Annotated in this window: 18 protein-coding genes; 16 read left to right on the top strand and 2 right to left on the bottom strand. The window is 34.4% G+C overall.

Annotated features, from left to right (window positions below):
* The first annotated feature begins 14 nt into the window (after nt 1-14).
* The 5 genes from rsfS (at nt 15) to CJ229_RS01380 (ending at nt 4,375) form a co-directional block, all read left to right on the top strand.
* Nucleotides 15-350, top strand: coding sequence for a ribosome silencing factor (rsfS, locus tag CJ229_RS01360; protein ID WP_102167356.1), 336 nt, complete (start codon nt 15-17; stop codon nt 348-350).
* Entirely contained in the window at nt 340-1,053 is a 714-nt protein-coding gene (locus CJ229_RS01365; protein WP_168165517.1) for a class I SAM-dependent DNA methyltransferase, read from the top strand. Before rsfS ends, CJ229_RS01365 begins: the two co-directional genes overlap by 11 nt.
* A gap of 49 nt (nt 1,054-1,102) precedes the next feature.
* Nucleotides 1,103-1,693 (top strand): helix-hairpin-helix domain-containing protein, encoded by a 591-nt coding sequence (locus tag CJ229_RS01370; protein ID WP_179853815.1) that lies wholly within the window; start codon nt 1,103-1,105, stop codon nt 1,691-1,693.
* A 10-nt stretch (nt 1,694-1,703) separates the two neighbouring features.
* Nucleotides 1,704-2,168, top strand: a complete 465-nt coding sequence (locus CJ229_RS01375) for a ComE operon protein 2 (RefSeq protein WP_102167355.1) — start codon at nt 1,704-1,706, stop codon at nt 2,166-2,168.
* Nucleotides 2,169-2,242: 74 nt separating this feature from the next.
* Nucleotides 2,243-4,375 carry a DNA internalization-related competence protein ComEC/Rec2 gene (locus CJ229_RS01380; RefSeq protein ID WP_317846598.1) on the top strand — a complete coding sequence of 711 codons (2,133 nt, stop codon included), beginning with the start codon at nt 2,243-2,245 and terminating at the stop codon, nt 4,373-4,375.
* A 23-nt stretch (nt 4,376-4,398) separates the two neighbouring features.
* Here the strand turns inward: CJ229_RS01380 and CJ229_RS01385 are convergent, their stop codons facing one another.
* Nucleotides 4,399-4,539, bottom strand: a complete 141-nt coding sequence (locus CJ229_RS01385) for a YqzM family protein (RefSeq protein ID WP_083286812.1) — start codon at nt 4,537-4,539, stop codon at nt 4,399-4,401.
* 84 nt (nt 4,540-4,623) lie between these two features.
* On the opposite strand from CJ229_RS01385, the gene holA reads away from it, so the two are divergent.
* Nucleotides 4,624-5,586 carry a DNA polymerase III subunit delta gene (gene holA / locus CJ229_RS01390; protein WP_070456394.1) on the top strand — a complete coding sequence of 321 codons (963 nt, stop codon included), beginning with the start codon at nt 4,624-4,626 and terminating at the stop codon, nt 5,584-5,586.
* Nucleotides 5,587-5,620: 34 nt separating this feature from the next.
* Here holA and rpsT read toward each other — a convergent pair whose 3' ends face one another.
* The gene (gene rpsT / locus CJ229_RS01395) at nt 5,621-5,863 is read right to left on the bottom strand and encodes a 30S ribosomal protein S20 (RefSeq protein WP_068128241.1); all 243 of its coding nucleotides are present in this window, start codon (nt 5,861-5,863) and stop codon (nt 5,621-5,623) included.
* A 161-nt stretch (nt 5,864-6,024) separates the two neighbouring features.
* Between rpsT and lepA the strand changes: the two genes are divergently transcribed.
* From lepA to deoC, 10 genes are all read left to right on the top strand, one after another.
* Nucleotides 6,025-7,848, top strand: a complete 1,824-nt coding sequence (gene lepA / locus CJ229_RS01400; protein ID WP_070456973.1) for a translation elongation factor 4 — start codon at nt 6,025-6,027, stop codon at nt 7,846-7,848.
* 61 nt (nt 7,849-7,909) lie between these two features.
* A complete protein-coding gene (gene hemW, locus CJ229_RS01405; RefSeq protein WP_102167353.1) occupies nt 7,910-9,028 on the top strand; it encodes a radical SAM family heme chaperone HemW in 1,119 nt (372 codons plus the stop codon).
* Nucleotides 9,029-9,110: 82 nt separating this feature from the next.
* Nucleotides 9,111-10,079: a heat-inducible transcriptional repressor HrcA gene (gene hrcA, locus CJ229_RS01410; RefSeq protein WP_102167352.1), complete on the top strand. Its 969-nt coding sequence runs from the start codon at nt 9,111-9,113 to the stop codon at nt 10,077-10,079.
* A gap of 3 nt (nt 10,080-10,082) precedes the next feature.
* The gene (grpE, locus tag CJ229_RS01415) at nt 10,083-10,643 is read left to right on the top strand and encodes a nucleotide exchange factor GrpE (protein ID WP_068128246.1); all 561 of its coding nucleotides are present in this window, start codon (nt 10,083-10,085) and stop codon (nt 10,641-10,643) included.
* A 44-nt stretch (nt 10,644-10,687) separates the two neighbouring features.
* Nucleotides 10,688-12,508 (top strand): molecular chaperone DnaK, encoded by a 1,821-nt coding sequence (gene dnaK / locus CJ229_RS01420; protein ID WP_068128248.1) that lies wholly within the window; start codon nt 10,688-10,690, stop codon nt 12,506-12,508.
* Nucleotides 12,509-12,592: 84 nt separating this feature from the next.
* On the top strand, nt 12,593-13,726 hold the full coding sequence (dnaJ, locus tag CJ229_RS01425) for a molecular chaperone DnaJ (RefSeq protein ID WP_102167351.1): 1,134 nt from the start codon (nt 12,593-12,595) through the stop codon (nt 13,724-13,726).
* Nucleotides 13,727-13,728: 2 nt separating this feature from the next.
* The gene (gene prmA / locus CJ229_RS01430; RefSeq protein WP_102167350.1) at nt 13,729-14,661 is read left to right on the top strand and encodes a 50S ribosomal protein L11 methyltransferase; all 933 of its coding nucleotides are present in this window, start codon (nt 13,729-13,731) and stop codon (nt 14,659-14,661) included.
* Nucleotides 14,662-14,666: 5 nt separating this feature from the next.
* Nucleotides 14,667-15,380, top strand: a complete 714-nt coding sequence (locus CJ229_RS01435; protein WP_102167349.1) for an RsmE family RNA methyltransferase — start codon at nt 14,667-14,669, stop codon at nt 15,378-15,380.
* 71 nt (nt 15,381-15,451) lie between these two features.
* Complete coding sequence (gene mtaB / locus CJ229_RS01440) at nt 15,452-16,837, top strand: tRNA (N(6)-L-threonylcarbamoyladenosine(37)-C(2))-methylthiotransferase MtaB (protein ID WP_102167348.1); 1,386 nt, start codon at nt 15,452-15,454, stop codon at nt 16,835-16,837.
* Nucleotides 16,838-17,500 carry a deoxyribose-phosphate aldolase gene (deoC, locus tag CJ229_RS01445; RefSeq protein WP_068128260.1) on the top strand — a complete coding sequence of 221 codons (663 nt, stop codon included), beginning with the start codon at nt 16,838-16,840 and terminating at the stop codon, nt 17,498-17,500. It begins immediately after the preceding gene.
* Nucleotides 17,501-17,584 lie beyond the last annotated feature (84 nt).

Consider the following 17,584-nt stretch of genomic DNA (forward strand, 5'->3'; position numbering starts at 1 on the left):
AAAGGATGGATACTTTGGAAAGTAAAACATTATTAGATTTAGCAATTGATGCAGTCGATGGTAAACGTGCGGAAGATATTCGAGTATTTGATGTTAGAGAATCGAGTACAATTGCGGATTACGTATTCATTTGTCACGGATCATCAGACCGTCAAGTAAAAGCAATTGCAGGTGCTTTAGAAGCACTTGCAGAAGATAACGACCTCCAAGTTTCAGTTGAAGGATCGCGAGAAGGTAAATGGATTCTAGTCGATTTAGGAGATGTTATCGCACATATCTTTACAAAAGTAGAGCGTGAGTACTATAATTTAGAGCGTCTATATTATGATGGTGAAGCGGTTGAGCTCTAAGTATGAGGCGTTTAGCTATTTATACGAAGCTATGAATTATGACATCCCATACAGTTTATGGATTGATATTATAGAACCATTTAACAAAAACACGTCAATTCTAGATGTTGGATGTGGTACAGGTGAAATTTTAAAACAGTTAACTGCATCTAAAAAGATAGGGATTGATAATTCTGAAACGATGATTGAAATCGCCACGAGAAATGATGACTCTAGTCAATATTTTGTTAATGATATGAAAAATTTTAAGCTAAATGAATCATTTGATTTGGTAATCGCGACAGTCGACGTCTTAAATTATGTCGAAGACTTAGATTCATTTAAACGCGTTCTTCTAAATGTATACGAACATTTAAATGACGACGGAGTCTTTATTTTTGATATTCATAGTGAGAGTAAAGTAAATGCGATGATTGAAGGCGAAATGTTTACGGATGAAAGTGATGATTTCGTCTATATTTGGAATACAGTAAAAGATGATGATTTGTCTCTTCATCATGAGCTAACGTTTTTTATTAAAAATGAAGATGATTTATATGAAAGATATTTTGAATCTCATTATCAACGAACATTTACTCATGATACTGTGTTAAATGTATTACAGGCACTGAATTTTAAATTAGTAAAAGCGTTTAGTGATTTCGATTCTGATGGAACTATTCGAGACTATTCAGAACGCACTTTTTACATCGTAAAAAAATAAAAAAAGATAATTCAGCTTTTGACAGCATATGTATATAAAGAGGTGTCTTATGACTGAATTATTTTTTAAATATAAAACGATTATTTCTACTGCTGCACTAGGTATTATAGCAGTCGTCATGTTTATTTTATTTTTTAAAACGACAGATGATTTTGAATATACAACACCTGTAGAAGTAGATAATAGTGTACATGCACAAGTCGAAGAAGAAGTAGATACTATGAGTCTAAACTCAATATTTGTTGAAATAAAAGGTGCTGTTAAGCATCCAAATGTATATGAAATGCCAAAGGACGCGAGAGTTAAAGACATTATATTACTCGGTGAACCACTTGACTCTGCAGACTTAAACCAAATTAATCAATCAGAAAAGTTAAGAGATGAAATGAGCATTTATGTACCAGCAAAAGGTGAAATAATCGAAACAGAGCGTGAAACTTCAAGTAGCCATATCGTCAACATAAATAAAGCGAGTAAAGACGAACTGATGACGTTAAATGGAATCGGTGCAAAGAAAGCTGAAACGATTATTAATTATCGTGAAGAGAATGGTTTGTTTGAAAAGAAAGAAGATTTAATGAACATACCTGGTATTGGTCAAAAAACGTTTGAAAACTTAGAAAATGATATAGAAATTTAGGGGTGAAACTGTGGAGCGTATCAATTGGCACGAATATTTTATGGCTCAGGCGATGTTACTCGCACTACGTTCAACGTGTGAACGCTTAAGCGTAGGGGCTACAATTGTTAAAGATAACCGTATTATTGCTGGTGGGTATAACGGTTCAGTAAGTGGAGAAGATCACTGTATAGACGTCGGTTGTTATTTAGAAGATGGTCACTGCATTCGTACGATTCACGCAGAAGTTAACGCGTTACTTCAATGTTCTAAAAACGGAGTATCGACAGAGAATGCGTCGATATACGTAACACACTTCCCATGTATACATTGTACAAAAGCATTAATTCAAGCAGGTATTAAAAACATTTATTATAGAGAGTCGTATAAAAACCACCCGTATGCAATTGAATTACTCGATAAGACAAGTGTTAAATATACACAGATTGATTTAGATGTCGATAAAATATATGAATACTTAAAAGTGAAATTATGATTTTATTTTTAATTTTTTTAGCCTTAGTCAGTGGAGCGTTAATCGTGAAAATTCCACTGCTAGGGTTATTTTTTATGGTCATTATTACATATATCGTCTTTATACAGAGAATTAGTTATATCGTATATACGTTAATTTTAATTTCTGTAATTATTTCTAGTACATATTTCTATTCTAATAGAGATACCTTTAAAGAGGAGACTATTGATTACTTCACAATATCAGACTACAAATATAATAACGATACGATTTCTTATATTGGTGAATATGAAAATTATCGTTTTTATGTTTATATGGAGAATGAAGCACTTCTTCCTATCGGTACAATGTGTAATGGCGATTTTGAAGTCGTGAAACCAAATATTGAAAGAAATTTTATTAAACGTAATCAAGCGTTATCGATGAAAATTTCTAACGTAGTTGGAAGTATTTATGTGAAAGACGATCGTTCAAACTGTTCAGAAACGAAGAAAACAGTAAAAATGAAAATCAATAATTTAAAATATAAGTATACCGAAAAAGTTTTAAAGATTAGTAATTATCCGTACACCGGGGATATATTAATGCTGTCAATCGGTAATAAGATGATGCTCGATTCACAATTCTTTTCAGCACTTCAAAAGCTCGGTATTTACCATTTATACGTGATTTCAGGTACACACGTTGCGTATATTACGATGGTACTAATATTTTTATTTACACGATTTAGACTACCGATTGAATATGTTAAAGCACTCGTAGTCATATGTTTACTTATATTTTTAATGATTAATATTTTTTCTCCAAGTGTACTTCGAGCTGTACTTATGGCAGTGTTACTCATTATTACGAGTTATTTTAATAAAAAACCGTATTTAGCGATCATCAGTTTAACTGCAATTATTCAATTTGTAATTCATCCTTATATAATTTTTCATGCAGGTTTTCAGTTGTCATATGTTACGACGTTCACAATTATTCTTAGCCGTCATTTCTTTAATGATAGACAACCTTTCATACAAATGATAATTGTTACTGTAATATGTGAAGTGTGTACAATTGTTTTAATACTATTTCACTTTAACGAAGTGTCAATCAGTGGAATTGTAATGAACTTAATATTCGGTCCAATATTCAGTTTTGTCATTTTCCCTTCTGTTTTTATTTTTAACATGAGTCTATTTACGTATCTTCCGGAATGTTTTGATTATCTTCTACACTTAATCTTTTCAACGAATACATCACTCATACTTTATTTAGGGAATGTAATTGAACACCGTTTGCCGATAAAAAACATATCGTCGATATTTATCGTCATATTAGCGATTATTAGCTATTTTCATATAAGAACTGTACTGACAAAAAGTCTCAAAAAAATAATTCGAATGACGTTAATATTTATTGTATTTTTATTATTATCGTCGTTTAACTTTAAAGACGATATAAAATTTGTAATGGTCGATGTCGGACAAGGGGATGCGTTTTTAATCACCGATGAAAAGTACAATCAAACAATTCTCGTAGATACTGGTGGCAAATTTTATAGAAATGATTATGAAATTCGACTTGCAGAAAAAACGATTTTACCGTATTTAAAAGAAAATGGTATAAGAAAAATAGACTTACTCGTCATTAGTCATATGGACAACGACCATATGGGTGAAGCGACTTATATTAGTAGTAAACTGCCGATTAAGAACGTATATATAAACCCGCGAGATGAAAAGCTTACTGAAGGATATTTAAAACAATTTAGTGAATCAAATATCCTTTACTCTACAGAAGTAAGTGAGTTAAAGTTTAAGCGTATAACTTTAAAAAATGTCAATACAATCATTCATACAAATAATTCAAATGACCAGTCGATTGTGCTAGATGTAAATCTATTTGACTATCATATACTAATGCTCGGAGATTTAAGTGTAGAGTATGAAGAAGAAATATTAAAAAATGTGAACAAAATAGATATCGTAAAAATTGGCCACCACGGTTCGAATACGAGTACCGGCGTGGATCTTGTAGAAAGAGAATTTAATTTAGCACTTATATCGAGTGGGGTAAATAATTCATATGGGCATCCGCATAAAGAGGTAACGGATTTACTCACCAAGTACAATAAGGAAATTGTAAGTACTAAAGAATCCGGGATGGTCGAGATTACTTTTAAAAAGAATGGTTATTGTACAAAACATAAATTACGAAAGATAGAGAACCGTTGTTATAAATAAAAAAAGAGCTAATAAAATTAGCTCTAGTTAAAACTCGCGACGATTTGGAAAATTTGTGCAATCACATAGACTGCAGTGAATCCTAAAAGTCCGACTAAAAATGCAAGTCCTGAATCGATTACGTCGTTATTTTTAGATTGTACATTTTTTTCAAATTTATTCATGACATAACCCCCTATTACTTATTTATAGTATAGAATAGAGTTAGAGAAAAATCTATAGTGAATTCAATTAAGAATGGTGATTACATGGAAAAACTCTATTTAGTATACGGAAAGAATAGAGTGCGTATAGACGAAACAGTCAATAAGTTAACGAAAGACTATTTAGCAACAGTCGATGACTTTAATCGAATCGTCTTTGATTATATCGAAACAGAGATTGAACATATTATCGAAGAGTGTATTACGCTACCGTTTTTATCGGATCGAAAAGTCGTGATTGTAAAAGATGCATTTTTATTTACAGCCGAAAAGAAGAGAACGTCTATCGATCACAACATCGATAAAATGATCCAATATATCGAGGACAAAGAAGACGATACGTTACTCATTTTCGTGACATCTGCTGAAAAGTTAGACAACCGAAAAAAGATTACGAAACTCATAAAAAAACAAGGGAAAATCATTGAGTGTGAAGAAATGAATGAACGTGAACTCGTTCAACATATTAACGACGCTGTTAAAAGTGAAGGTTTGACAATTCGAAACGATGCAGTAAATGAATTACTAAATCGTACAGGTGCGAATTATACGATTGTTAAAAATGAGTTAGAAAAGTTGATGTTGTTTGCCCACGATATAATTACAGTTGAAGACGTGAATATTATAGTTAGTAAAAGTTTAGAAGCAAACGTGTTTTCTTTAACAGACTTTATTCTTAAAAATCAAAAGCGTGAAGCGGTCGATGTATTTAGAGATTTAATATTACAAAAAGAAGAGCCGATTAAATTACTCGGGCTAATCTCGTCACAGTTTAGGTTATATTATCAAACGAAGATTTTAATGAACGAGGGAATGCGTCAAGATGAAATTAGTAGTCGTTTAAAAGTGCATCCGTATCGTGTGAAATTAGCGATGTCTCAAGTCAATCAGTATCCGTTAGAAGTATTACTTCAAAAAATGGTGTTAATTAGAGATATGGATTATGAGTTAAAATCAACGTATTTAGATAGCGAAGCTTTATTTGAAGTATTCATAAGCAAAATATAAAAAAAGAAAACTTCCTAAAATTAGGAAGTTTTCTTTACTTAGCAAGTTTAGATTTTAAACGACTTGCTTTATTTTTGTGTAATAAGTTTTTGTTAGAAGCTTTATCAACTAAGCTGATTGCTTTGTTTACTAATTCTTCAACATTTTCAGCGTTGTTCTCTTTCGCAGTTTCTGCAGCTTTGATTGCAGTACGCATTGCGTTCTTTTGAGCAATGTTACGTTCAGTAGCTGCTTGTGTAGTTTTAACACGTTTAATTGCTGATTTAATGTTAGCCATGTTTGCACCTCCAGAGTTAAAAGTTGTACAACTTTGATTGCAACAAAAATATTCTATCAGATTTACAAGTGTAATGCAATGTACACTTTCAAAATGAATTGATGAAACTATATGAAATTGATATAATTAATTCAATTGTTAGTAAAGGTGTTGGATATATTATGGACGACAAAAAGCGTTTAGAAAGACAAAAGAAAATTAGAAACTTTTCTATTATAGCTCATATCGATCACGGGAAATCTTCATTAGCCGATCGATTACTTGAGCATACAGAATCAGTAGCTGCACGTGATATGTCCGACAGACTACTCGATGCAATGGAGCTTGAACAAGAGCGTGGTATTACGATTAAGTTAAACGCTGTTCAGTTAAAATATACAAGACCAAATGGAGAAGAGTATATTTTCCACCTAATCGATACACCAGGGCACGTCGACTTCTCTTATGAAGTATCACGTTCTCTCGCGGCATGTGAAGGTGCAATTTTAGTCGTCGATGCTGCTCAAGGTATCGAAGCACAGACACTCGCGAACGTTTATCTTGCATTAGATAACGAGTTAGAATTAGTACCTGTAATTAATAAAATAGACTTACCTGCTGCAGATCCAGAACGTGTTGCACAGGAAGTTGAAGATGTCATTGGTCTAGATAAAGACGATGCGGTACGCGCATCTGCAAAAGCGGATATTGGTATCGATGATATATTAGAAAGTATCGTAGACACTGTACCACCACCTGAAGGTGATCCAAGTGCACCTTTAAAAGCGTTAATTTTTGACTCTGAATACGATCAATATCGTGGTGCTATTTCGTCGATTCGTGTGTTTGACGGTACGGTTAAAGTTGGAGATAAAATTCGTATGATGCAAACAGGTACCGAATTTGAAGTAACTGAAGTCGGCATACATACGCCAGCTCCAATGGCAGTTGACGAACTAACTGTTGGAGACGTTGGATTTTTAGCAGCACAAGTAAAATCAGTATCTGACGCACGTGTTGGTGATACGATTACACATGCAAACAACCCAACAGATACTCCGCTACCTGGATATAAACGTATGAACCCGATGGTGTACTGTGGACTATATCCAATTGATTCTGGAGACTATGTAGATTTACGTGAAGCTCTTGAAAGATTACAGTTAAATGACTCTGCATTAGAGTTTGAACCAGAATCTTCTCAAGCATTAGGATTTGGTTATCGTACTGGTTTTTTAGGAATGCTTCATATGGAGATTATCCAAGAACGACTAGAGCGTGAATTTGGTATTGACTTAATTGCGACAGCACCTTCAGTGATTTATAAAGTGCATACAACAGACGGTGAAATACATAACGTAGATAACCCGTCACAAATGCCAAAACAAGATTTAATTGATTATATCGAAGAACCTTATGTAAAGGCAGAGATTATGGTACCAAACGATTATGTTGGTGCAGTGATGGAACTTTGTCAGAAGAATCGTGGTAATTTTATAACGATGGATTATTTAGATGATATTCGCGTGAATGTTAAATATGAAATACCATTAGCAGAAATCGTATTTGATTTCTTCGATACGTTAAAGTCTCATACGAAAGGATATGCAAGTTTAGACTACGAAATCATCGGATATAAAGAATCGAAATTAGTTAAAATGGATATTTTACTAAATAACGAAGTCGTCGATGCATTAAGTATTATCGTTCATAGAGACTTTGCATATCAAAGAGGCCGTGCACTCGTAGAGAAACTAAAAGAGTTAATTCCACGTCAGCAATTTGAAGTGCCTGTTCAAGCAGCGCTTGGAAACAAAATTATTTCACGTACAAATATACGATCGATTGGTAAAAACGTACTTGCTAAATGTTACGGTGGGGACGTATCACGTAAACGTAAACTACTAGAAAAGCAAAAAGAAGGTAAAAAGAAGATGAAAGCTGTTGGTTCAGTTGAAATTCCACAAGAAGCTTTCTTAGCAGTATTACGTATGGATGAAGACTAATTGATTATTTTAAAAGAGAAATCATGTTTCATGATTTCTCATTTTTTTTAAGGAGGCAATTATGGATAGCCTATATATTCACATTCCGTTTTGTAATCGAATTTGTGCATATTGCGACTTTAATAAGTTTTTAATCGACAATCAGCCAGTCGACACGTATGTAGATATGTTAATTAAAGAATTAAAGTACTTAAAAGAACGTAGTTTAAAAACGATATACGTCGGTGGCGGAACACCAACCGCTTTAAATCTGAACCAGCTTGAACGATTACTTTCATTTATTAATGATAATTTTAATGTCAGTCATGAGTATACGTTCGAAGCAAATCCAGATGAGTTAACGACTGAAAAAATCAGTCTATTAAAAGAATACGGTGTAAATCGCGTGTCTCTCGGTGTACAAACATTTGATAACGAGCTATTAAAAATTCTTGGACGTACGCATAATTTTGATGATATTTATCGCTCTATTAATCATATGGAAAAAATTGGTTTAGATAATTACTCGATTGATCTTATGTATAACCTTCCTGGGGAAACGTCTCAACATATTGAAGACTCATTGAATAATATAAAAGTGTTACAGCCAAAACATATTTCTTGGTATTCATTGATTATTGAAAAACATACGATTTTTTATAACAAAATTAAACAAGGGAAATTACACATAGCAAATTCTGAAGTAGAAGGAAAAAGATATGAGCGTGTAATGGAAGGTTTAAAAAAAATCGGTTATCACCAATATGAGATATCAAATTTTTCATCAGATCCAAAATATGAATCGATGCATAATAAGACATACTGGAAAAACAATGAATATTACGGTGCAGGTGCTGGGAGCCATGGATATGTAAATGGAGAAAGATATTTTAATGTAAAACCAGTACCGCACTATATTAATCGTATGAAAGAAGATACCAATGCGATTAAGGAAATTCATAAATTATCTAATAAAGAGATGTACGAAGAAGAAATGTTTTTAAACTTAAGATTAAACAAAGGACTAAAAATCAACCAGTTTAAAGATAAATATGGAGTTTCTCTTTTTGATATATATGGAGATGTTATTGAAAAGCATATTAATCAAAATAATTTACAAATAAACGGAGAATATTTATCGTTGACAGAGCAAGGGAAAATGGTTGGAAACGACGTGTTTATTGATTTTTTAATCGATTGAGGGTTAAGTCTTGACATTCTTTGACCTATTGATTATTATAGAATTAGCACTAAGAGATGATGAGTGCTAATGAGGTGAAAGGATGCTTACAAAACGTCAAGAGATCATTCTTCATTTTATTGTAGATGATTTTTTAAATGTGAGCGTACCGATTAGTTCAAAGCGATTGTTAGAGAAATATCCATTAGATGTTTCTAGTGCGACAATTCGTAACGAAATGGCAGAGTTAGAAAATCTTGGATATCTTTCTAAAGCACATACTTCATCGGGACGAATTCCATCAAGAAAAGGTCTTAGAAAGTACATCGAAGATTTTCAACGAGATATTGAAAGTATGCCAGCTAAAATCGACTTAAAATTTGATTTTAATGAGTCGAATTTAAATCGTTTAGGACAAGGTATTGCGCATACACTTAGCAACAAAACACAACATTTAACTTACGTTACATTAACAGATGAAAAAGAAGTAGTTAAAGGTGTTTACCTCACATCGATTTCAGACGCGCTTGTGCTTTTAGTCATCGTGTTAGATAGTGAAGCGGTAAAGCAAGTGACGATTAGAAAGTCACGAGATATAAAACAGCACGATTTAGATGTGTTAACGAGAGACTTAAATGTATTACTTATTGATGCTTCTATTAAAGAAGCAATTAATATTGTTAAAACGCATCTCGTTAAAAACAATCCGTTGTTACAGCAGTTTTTATTAAAATTATCCGAAAAAATCGAGAACCTAGGCGATGAGAAAACAGTATCGTTTTACTCAGGACTCGGATTTTTACTGAGAGACTTTGAAACTGATGTAGAAACGCTCACTCAACTTTACGATGACATTGAGCATGCAAAACTTCCACAATTACGATCACATAGTCGTGAAGTTGAAGTACGTTTTGGTGAAGAAATCGATGAAAACTATGAACTTTTATCAATCGTATCAACAAACGTCACTTATAACGATGTGACGGCTAACTTGATGGTGATTGGCCCAGAAATTATGGGGTATCAAAAAATAATCACATTATTACATGCATTTAATCAAAAGGAGAGTTAGTGCGTGGAAAAGAAGAATGAAAACATACAAGAAGAAGAACTAAAAGAAACTGAAGAACTTACAGAAGAAAAGAACGAAGATTTGGAAGAAATCGAAGAAGTTGAAGAAGTAGAAGAAAATCCAGTAGAACAGTTAGAGCAACAACTGGATGAATCTGAAAACAAATATTTAAAACTTTATGCAGAATTTGAAAATTTTAAAAGACGTTCTAGAGAAGAAACAGAAAGAAATAACAAATATAAAAATCAAAGTTTAGCAACTGATTTATTATCCGTTCTTGATAATTTAGAACGTGCGCTTCAAGAAACAGGAGATTCTGAATCGTTTGAATCACTGCATAAGGGTGTTGAAATGGTCTATAACGACTTTTTAAATAAACTTGAAGCAAATGGAATTACTCAAATCAAAGCATTAGACGAACCGTTTGATCCGAATTTCCATCAAGCAATTATGACGGAAGCAAAAGACGGTGTTGAATCTGGTGTAGTGATTGAAGAATTCCAAAAAGGGTATTTACTAAAAGACCGTGTCATTCGAGCGAGCATGGTCAAAGTAAGCGAATAATATTAACAGATATAATATAGATATTTTATGGAGGAATTTTAATTATGGCTAAAATTATTGGTATTGACTTAGGTACTACAAACTCAGTAGTTTCAGTATTAGAAGGTGGAGAAGCGAAAGTTATCGCTAACCGTGAAGGTAACAGAACGACACCATCAGTTGTATCGTTTAAAGATGGAGAAAGACAAGTTGGTGAAGTTGCAAAACGTCAAGCGATTACTAATCCTGACACAGTGATGAGTGTTAAACGTCACATGGGTTCAGACTATAAAGTAGAAGTTGCAGGTAAATCATATACACCAGAAGAAATCTCTGCGATGATTTTACAAGATTTAAAAGAAACAGCAGAAAGCTATTTAGGTGAAAAAGTGACACATGCAGTTATTACAGTTCCAGCATACTTCAATGACTCACAACGTCAAGCGACTAAAAACGCAGGTACAATCGCTGGTCTTGAAGTAGAGCGTATCATTAACGAACCAACAGCTGCAGCGTTAGCATATGGTTTAGACAAAGAAGAAGAGGAAGAAAAAGTACTCGTATTTGACCTAGGTGGAGGTACGTTCGACGTTTCTATTTTAGAACTTGGTGACGGTGTGTTCGACGTACTAGCTACGAGTGGGGATAACAAACTAGGTGGAGATGACTTTGACGAAAAAATCATCGACTACTTAGTAGACATCTTCAAAAAAGACAACGGCATTGATTTATCACAAGATAAAATGGCGATGCAACGCTTAAAAGATGCAGCTGAAAAAGCGAAAAAAGACTTATCAGGTGTTTCATCAGCACAAATTTCTCTACCATTCATTAGTGCAGGAGAAGCAGGTCCATTACACTTAGAAACGACATTAACGCGTTCTAAATTTGATGAGTTAACACACGATTTAGTTGAAAGAACAATGATTCCTGTACGTAACGCAATTAAAGATGCTGGCTTAAGTTTCTCAGATCTTGACGAAGTTATTTTAGTCGGTGGTTCAACGAGAATTCCGGCGGTACAAGAAGCAATCAAAAAAGAAACAGGTAAAGAAATCAACCGCTCTGTTAACCCAGACGAAGTTGTTGCAATGGGTGCAGCAATCCAAGGTGGAGTATTATCTGGAGATGTAAAAGACGTAGTATTACTCGACGTTACACCGTTATCACTTGGTATTGAAACAATGGGTGGCGTAAACACAATTTTAATTGAAAGAAATACGACAATCCCAACTAGTAAATCACAAGTGTTCTCTACAGCAGCAGATAACCAACCAGCAGTAGATATCCACGTTCTACAAGGTGAGCGTGAGATGGCTGCAGACAACAAAACGCTTGGACGTTTCCAATTAACAGACATTCCAGCAGCACCACGTGGAGTACCACAAATCGAAGTTACGTTTGATATCGACAAAAACGGTATCGTAAACGTGTCTGCAAAAGACTTAGGAACTGGTAAAGAGCAAAGCATTAAAATTGAAGCATCTTCAAATCTTTCAGACGAAGATATCGAACGCATGATCAAAGAAGCAGAAGAAAATGCAGAATCAGATAAAAAACGTCGTGAAGAAGCAGATCTTAAAAACGAAGCAGACCAACTCGTATTCCAAAGTGGTAAAACTTTAGAAGAGTTTGGCGACAAAGTTACTGAAGATGAAAAAACGAGCGTAAACGAAGCGAAAGATGCATTACAAAAAGCACTTGAAGAGAATAACTTAGATGAAATTAAATCTAAGAAAGAAGCACTTGAACAAGCACTTCAAGCAGTTTCTATGAGAATCTACCAAGAAATGCAACAAGAACAAGGTGACGCTAGTCAACCAGCTCAAGATGATGACGTTGTAGATGCGGACTTTAAAGAAGTTAACGAAGACGACAACAAGTAATATAGATAGACTCTTAAAGTCAAAGCCAATGCATTTGGCTTTGACTTTTTTAAATGGTAATATTTGTATGTTGGAGGAGAAAAATTGGCTACTAAAAAAGATTATTATGACGTATTAGGCGTAAACAAAGACGCAACAAAAGAAGAAATTAAGCGCGCATATCGTAAACTGTCTAAGAAATATCACCCAGATATTAACAAAGAAGAAGGCGCAGACGAAAAATTTAAAGAAGTAACAGAAGCATACGACGTACTATATGACGATGAAAAACGTCGTCAGTATGATCAGTTTGGACATAGTGCATTTGATGGTACTGGAGGATTCGGCGGTGGATTTAATGACTTCGGTGGAAGTGGATTTGGAGGATTTGAAGATATATTCTCAAGTTTCTTCGGTGGAAGCCGTCGTCAAGACCCAAATGCACCACGCCAAGGTGACGATTTACAATATACGATGACAATCGACTTTAGAGAAGCGGTTTTCGGAGGTAAAAAGACTGTCACAATCACAAAAGAAGTTGAATGTGATCATTGCGGTGGAAGCGGAGCAAAAGCCGGAACGTCTAAAAAGACATGTTCAACGTGTTCAGGAACAGGTAACGTCAATGTAGAACAAAATACACCATTCGGTAAAATTAGAACACAACGTACATGTCCAACATGTGGAGGAACAGGTCAAGAAATCGAACATCCATGTGATAAGTGTCACGGAAAAGGAACAATACAAAAAGATGTTGAAATCGAAGTGACTATTCCTGAAGGTATTGATAACGGACAACAAGTACGTCTTCAAGGATATGGTGAACCTGGATATAACGGTGGACCAGCGGGTGACCTTTATATCGCATTTAGAGTGAAACCAGACAAAGAGTTCGTACGTGATGGTGACGATATTCACTATGAATTATCTATTACGTTCTCACAAGCAGCGCTTGGTGACCAAGTAAAAGTACCGACATTACACGGACCAGTTGAAATCGACGTGAAAGCAGGCACTCAGTCTGGACGTAAATTACGTCTTAGAGAAAAAGGTGTTAAAAACGTCAATGGATTTGGTTTTGGTGACCAAATCGTTACAATTCGAGTAGAGACACCGACGAAACTTTCAGAAGAAGAAAAAGAATTATTTAGAAGACTGGCCGAACTAAACGGTAATCAAGTAAAAGGATCGCAAGAATCATTTACAGATAAAGCACGTCGATTCTTTAAAGGGGACTAATTATGAAGTGGTATAAAATTTCGTTACACTCACAGATTGAAAATGAAGCACCACTATCTCTATTTTTAACAGATATTTCTAATGGTATTTCTGTCGATTATTCAGTTGATTTAATGAAAAGTAATATCGATGATTTCGAACATAAATTCCGTTTAAACGAAAGTGATTATCCAGAGTCCGATATTCGTATTTCAGTATATTACGATGAGACAGAAAATCTCGATGAAAAGCTGAACCTCATTAATCAGTTCATTTCTGAAAATGAAGAAATCATTAATCGTGACGAGATTGAAGTTACAGTGGATACTGTAGAAGAAGCGGATTGGGAAAATGAATGGAAGAAGTATTTCCACAGTTTTAGAGTGTCAGAGTCATTTGTCATTGTTCCGTCATGGGAAATGGATGATTATGAATATGACGCTAATGACCGTTTAATTAAACTTGATCCAGGAATGGCATTTGGTACAGGAGACCATCCGACGACGTCGATGTGTTTAACGTTTATCGAAAAAATCATACGTCCGGAACATAAAGTGATCGATGTTGGTACAGGTTCTGGTATTCTAACAATCGGCGCGTATTTAATGGATGCGAGAGACTTAACAGCAACAGATATAGACACGTTATCATTAAAAGTTGCTGAAGAAAACTTTAAATTAAACGATACTAAACCAGTCGATTTAAGAGCTGCGGATTTATTAAAAAATGACAAAAAAAATTACGATATAGTCGTTGCTAATATATTAGCTCATGTTATTGAGGATATGATTACAGATTCTTATCGAGTATTAAACGATGGCGGTTACTTTATCTCAAGTGGTATTATTGTAGAGAAAAAAGAAGATATTCTTTCGCAATTAAAAGATGCTGGATTTAGTATAATCGAAGTTTTAGAAGACGATGGATGGGTGAGTATACTATCTAAAAAAGGATAAGTGCTATGCAAAGATATTTTGTAGATACTGTTTTACAAGAAAACGAAATTTATACAGACTTAAATGTAGATACGCATCACATTTTTAATGTGATGCGTATGTCTATTGGTGACAAAATAGAAGTTGTGGACAAAAACAAAGATGTCTTTATCGTGAACATAATTGAAGACACTCCATTTAAAATAGAAGTGATTTCGACGCTTCAAAGTGTAGAGAGCAACATTAAAGTGAGTGTATATACTCCGTTTTTAAAAGGAGATAAACTTGATTTTATGCTGCAAAAAAGTACCGAACTCGGTGCGGAACATTTCTACTTTTATGACGCAGATCGTTCAGTTGTAAAGCTTGATGAAAAGAAAAAACAAAAACGTAAAACACGTTTTGAAAAAATCGTAACAGAAGCAAGCGAACAGTCAAAACGTAATACGATACCTACGATCGAATTTCTAGGTAAACTAAAGTCAATAGATTTTACACAGTATGATAACGTCTTTATAGGTTATGAAGATGTTCGTCTTCAAGAAAATAAAAAATTCGCAACTGCTTTAAATAGAACAGACACACATATCGCGATTATTTTCGGACCTGAAGGTGGATTTACAGAGAGTGAAGTCACGTCACATAATAACTTTACAATCGTTCAACTCGGGAAACGTATATTACGTGCAGAGACCGCACCTTTATATATGTTATCGGTGATCGACAGCTTCTATAATTAACGTTTATTGAAGCGCACTTTTCATTATGTTAAAATAGCTGATGATTATTTTATAAGAAAGATTTGATATAGATGGAAAAAACAGTTGCTTTTTCAACGCTCGGTTGTAAAGTAAACCATTACGAAACCGAAGCGATGTGGCAAATTTTTAAAGATGCAGGATATTCACGCGTTGAGTTTGAAGATAATGCTGATGTTTTTGTTGTGAACACTTGTACAGTAACGAATACAGGTGATAAAAAGTCACGTCAAGTGATTCGTCGAGCGATTCGTCAAAATCCAGATGCAGTCATTGCAGTATCTGGATGTTATGCTCAAACAGCACCAAAAGAGATAGAAGCAATACCTGGTGTCGATATAATTATCGGTACAGAAAATCGTGATAAGTTAATTGACTATGTCGAACAGTATCATGAAGAACGTCAACCGATTAACCGTGTTCAAAACATTATGAAAAAACGTACGTTTGAAGAAATGGACGTACCGTACTTTACAGACCGCACACGTGCGACGTTAAAAATTCAAGAAGGGTGTAATAACTTCTGTACATTTTGTATTATTCCGTGGGCACGTGGTTTAATGCGTTCTAGAGACCCTGAAAAGGTAATTGAACAAGCAGAAAAACTTGTTGAAGCAGGTTATAAAGAAATCATTTTAACAGGTATTCATACTGGTGGATATGGTGAAGACTTAAAAGATTATAACTTAGCAATGCTATTAAGAGATCTCGAAAAAGTCGAAGGTCTTAATCGCTTAAGAATCTCTAGTATCGAAGCGTCGCAATTAACAGATGAAGTACTCGATGTTATTTATCATTCAAATAAAATTGTAAGACACTTCCATATACCTGTTCAATCTGCATCAGATACTGTTTTAAAACGTATGAGACGTAAGTACACGATGAACTTTTATGAATCTCGTATTTTAAGACTTAAAGAAATGATGCCAGGTGCTGCGATTACGTCAGATGTTATCGTTGGATTCCCTGGTGAAACAGAAGAAGAGTTTATGGAAACATATGATTTCATTAAAAAGCATCATTTCTCAGAATTACACGTATTCCCGTACTCAACACGTACAGGAACACCAGCTGCACGTATGAAAGATCAAATCGATAATGAAACGAAAGAAGCGCGCGTAAAAAAACTCATCGAGTTATCGGACGCACTTGCGTTAAGCTATGCTGAGAAGTTTAAAGATGACGTATTAGAAATTATTCCTGAAAAAATGGAAGACGGTATTCTCGTTGGACATGCGGATAATTACATGAAAGTAGCAGTAGATGGAGATGAAAGCCTAACTGGTGAACTCGTTAAAGTTAAAGTGACAGAGCCAGGTTATCCAGTATCAAAAGGTGAAATCGTTAAAGTACTCGAAAAACCGATGGTAAAACAGTACGATTATTTAGAAAGACATGTGCACACAAGTGAAGCTGCACATATGGAAAGTAGGATTTAAATGAAAATAGAACGATATATCGATCACACATTATTAAAACCAGATACAACAACAGACGATATTAAAAAATTATGTGAAGAAGCAAAACAATATAATTTCTTTAGCGTCTGTGTGAATCCGTCACACGTTGAGCTATGTAAGTCTCTACTTGAAGGTAGCGACACGAAAGTTTGTACAGTTGTTGGATTCCCACTCGGAGCGACGACGTCAGAAGTTAAACAGTTTGAAACGGTTCAAGCGATTCGTAATGGTGCTGATGAAATTGACATGGTCATTAATATCGGCGCATTAAAAACTGGAGATTTAGAAACGGTTCAAAAAGACATAGAAGCAGTCGTAAATGTTAAAGGTGAAGCGCTTGTTAAAGTAATTATTGAAACAGCGTTACTAACTCCTGATGAGATCGTAACAGCGAGTGAACTTTCTAAAAAAGCAGGTGCAGATTTCGTTAAAACTTCAACAGGATTTAACGGAAGAGGAGCATCAGTAGAAGACGTTACGCTAATGAAGTCAACAGTTGGAGATGCACTCGGTGTTAAAGCAAGTGGAGGCATCCGCTCTAAAGAAGACGCATTACAAATGATTGAAAAAGGTGCAACAAGACTTGGTGCATCAAGTGGCGTGAAAATTGTTCTAGGTGAAAAAAGTAATTCAGAATATTAAAACACCTTGACCATATTATTAAATTTATAATATAATATACACTAGATATTATTTTAATATCTTAAATATTTGCTCTTTGTGTTA

Origin of the sequence: Nosocomiicoccus massiliensis (genome assembly GCF_002871345.2) — a bacterium.
GTDB classification, from domain to species: domain Bacteria; phylum Bacillota; class Bacilli; order Staphylococcales; family Salinicoccaceae; genus Nosocomiicoccus; species Nosocomiicoccus ampullae_A.

What these genes read in the sequence shown, in the direction of transcription:
- hrcA (WP_102167352.1), top strand. Translation starts at nt 9,111, where the DNA reads ATGCTTACAAAACGTCAAGAGATCATTCTTCATTTTATTGTAGATGAT.
- prmA (WP_102167350.1), top strand. Translation starts at nt 13,729, where the DNA reads ATGAAGTGGTATAAAATTTCGTTACACTCACAGATTGAAAATGAAGCA.
- CJ229_RS01370 (WP_179853815.1), top strand. Translation starts at nt 1,103, where the DNA reads ATGACTGAATTATTTTTTAAATATAAAACGATTATTTCTACTGCTGCA.
- CJ229_RS01435 (WP_102167349.1), top strand. Translation starts at nt 14,667, where the DNA reads ATGCAAAGATATTTTGTAGATACTGTTTTACAAGAAAACGAAATTTAT.
- dnaK (WP_068128248.1), top strand. Translation starts at nt 10,688, where the DNA reads ATGGCTAAAATTATTGGTATTGACTTAGGTACTACAAACTCAGTAGTT.
- hemW (WP_102167353.1), top strand. Translation starts at nt 7,910, where the DNA reads ATGGATAGCCTATATATTCACATTCCGTTTTGTAATCGAATTTGTGCA.
- mtaB (WP_102167348.1), top strand. Translation starts at nt 15,452, where the DNA reads ATGGAAAAAACAGTTGCTTTTTCAACGCTCGGTTGTAAAGTAAACCAT.
- CJ229_RS01385 (WP_083286812.1), bottom strand. Translation starts at nt 4,539, where the DNA reads ATGAATAAATTTGAAAAAAATGTACAATCTAAAAATAACGACGTAATC.
- lepA (WP_070456973.1), top strand. Translation starts at nt 6,025, where the DNA reads ATGGACGACAAAAAGCGTTTAGAAAGACAAAAGAAAATTAGAAACTTT.
- holA (WP_070456394.1), top strand. Translation starts at nt 4,624, where the DNA reads ATGGAAAAACTCTATTTAGTATACGGAAAGAATAGAGTGCGTATAGAC.
- CJ229_RS01380 (WP_317846598.1), top strand. Translation starts at nt 2,243, where the DNA reads ATGGTCATTATTACATATATCGTCTTTATACAGAGAATTAGTTATATC.
- rpsT (WP_068128241.1), bottom strand. Translation starts at nt 5,863, where the DNA reads ATGGCTAACATTAAATCAGCAATTAAACGTGTTAAAACTACACAAGCA.
- deoC (WP_068128260.1), top strand. Translation starts at nt 16,838, where the DNA reads ATGAAAATAGAACGATATATCGATCACACATTATTAAAACCAGATACA.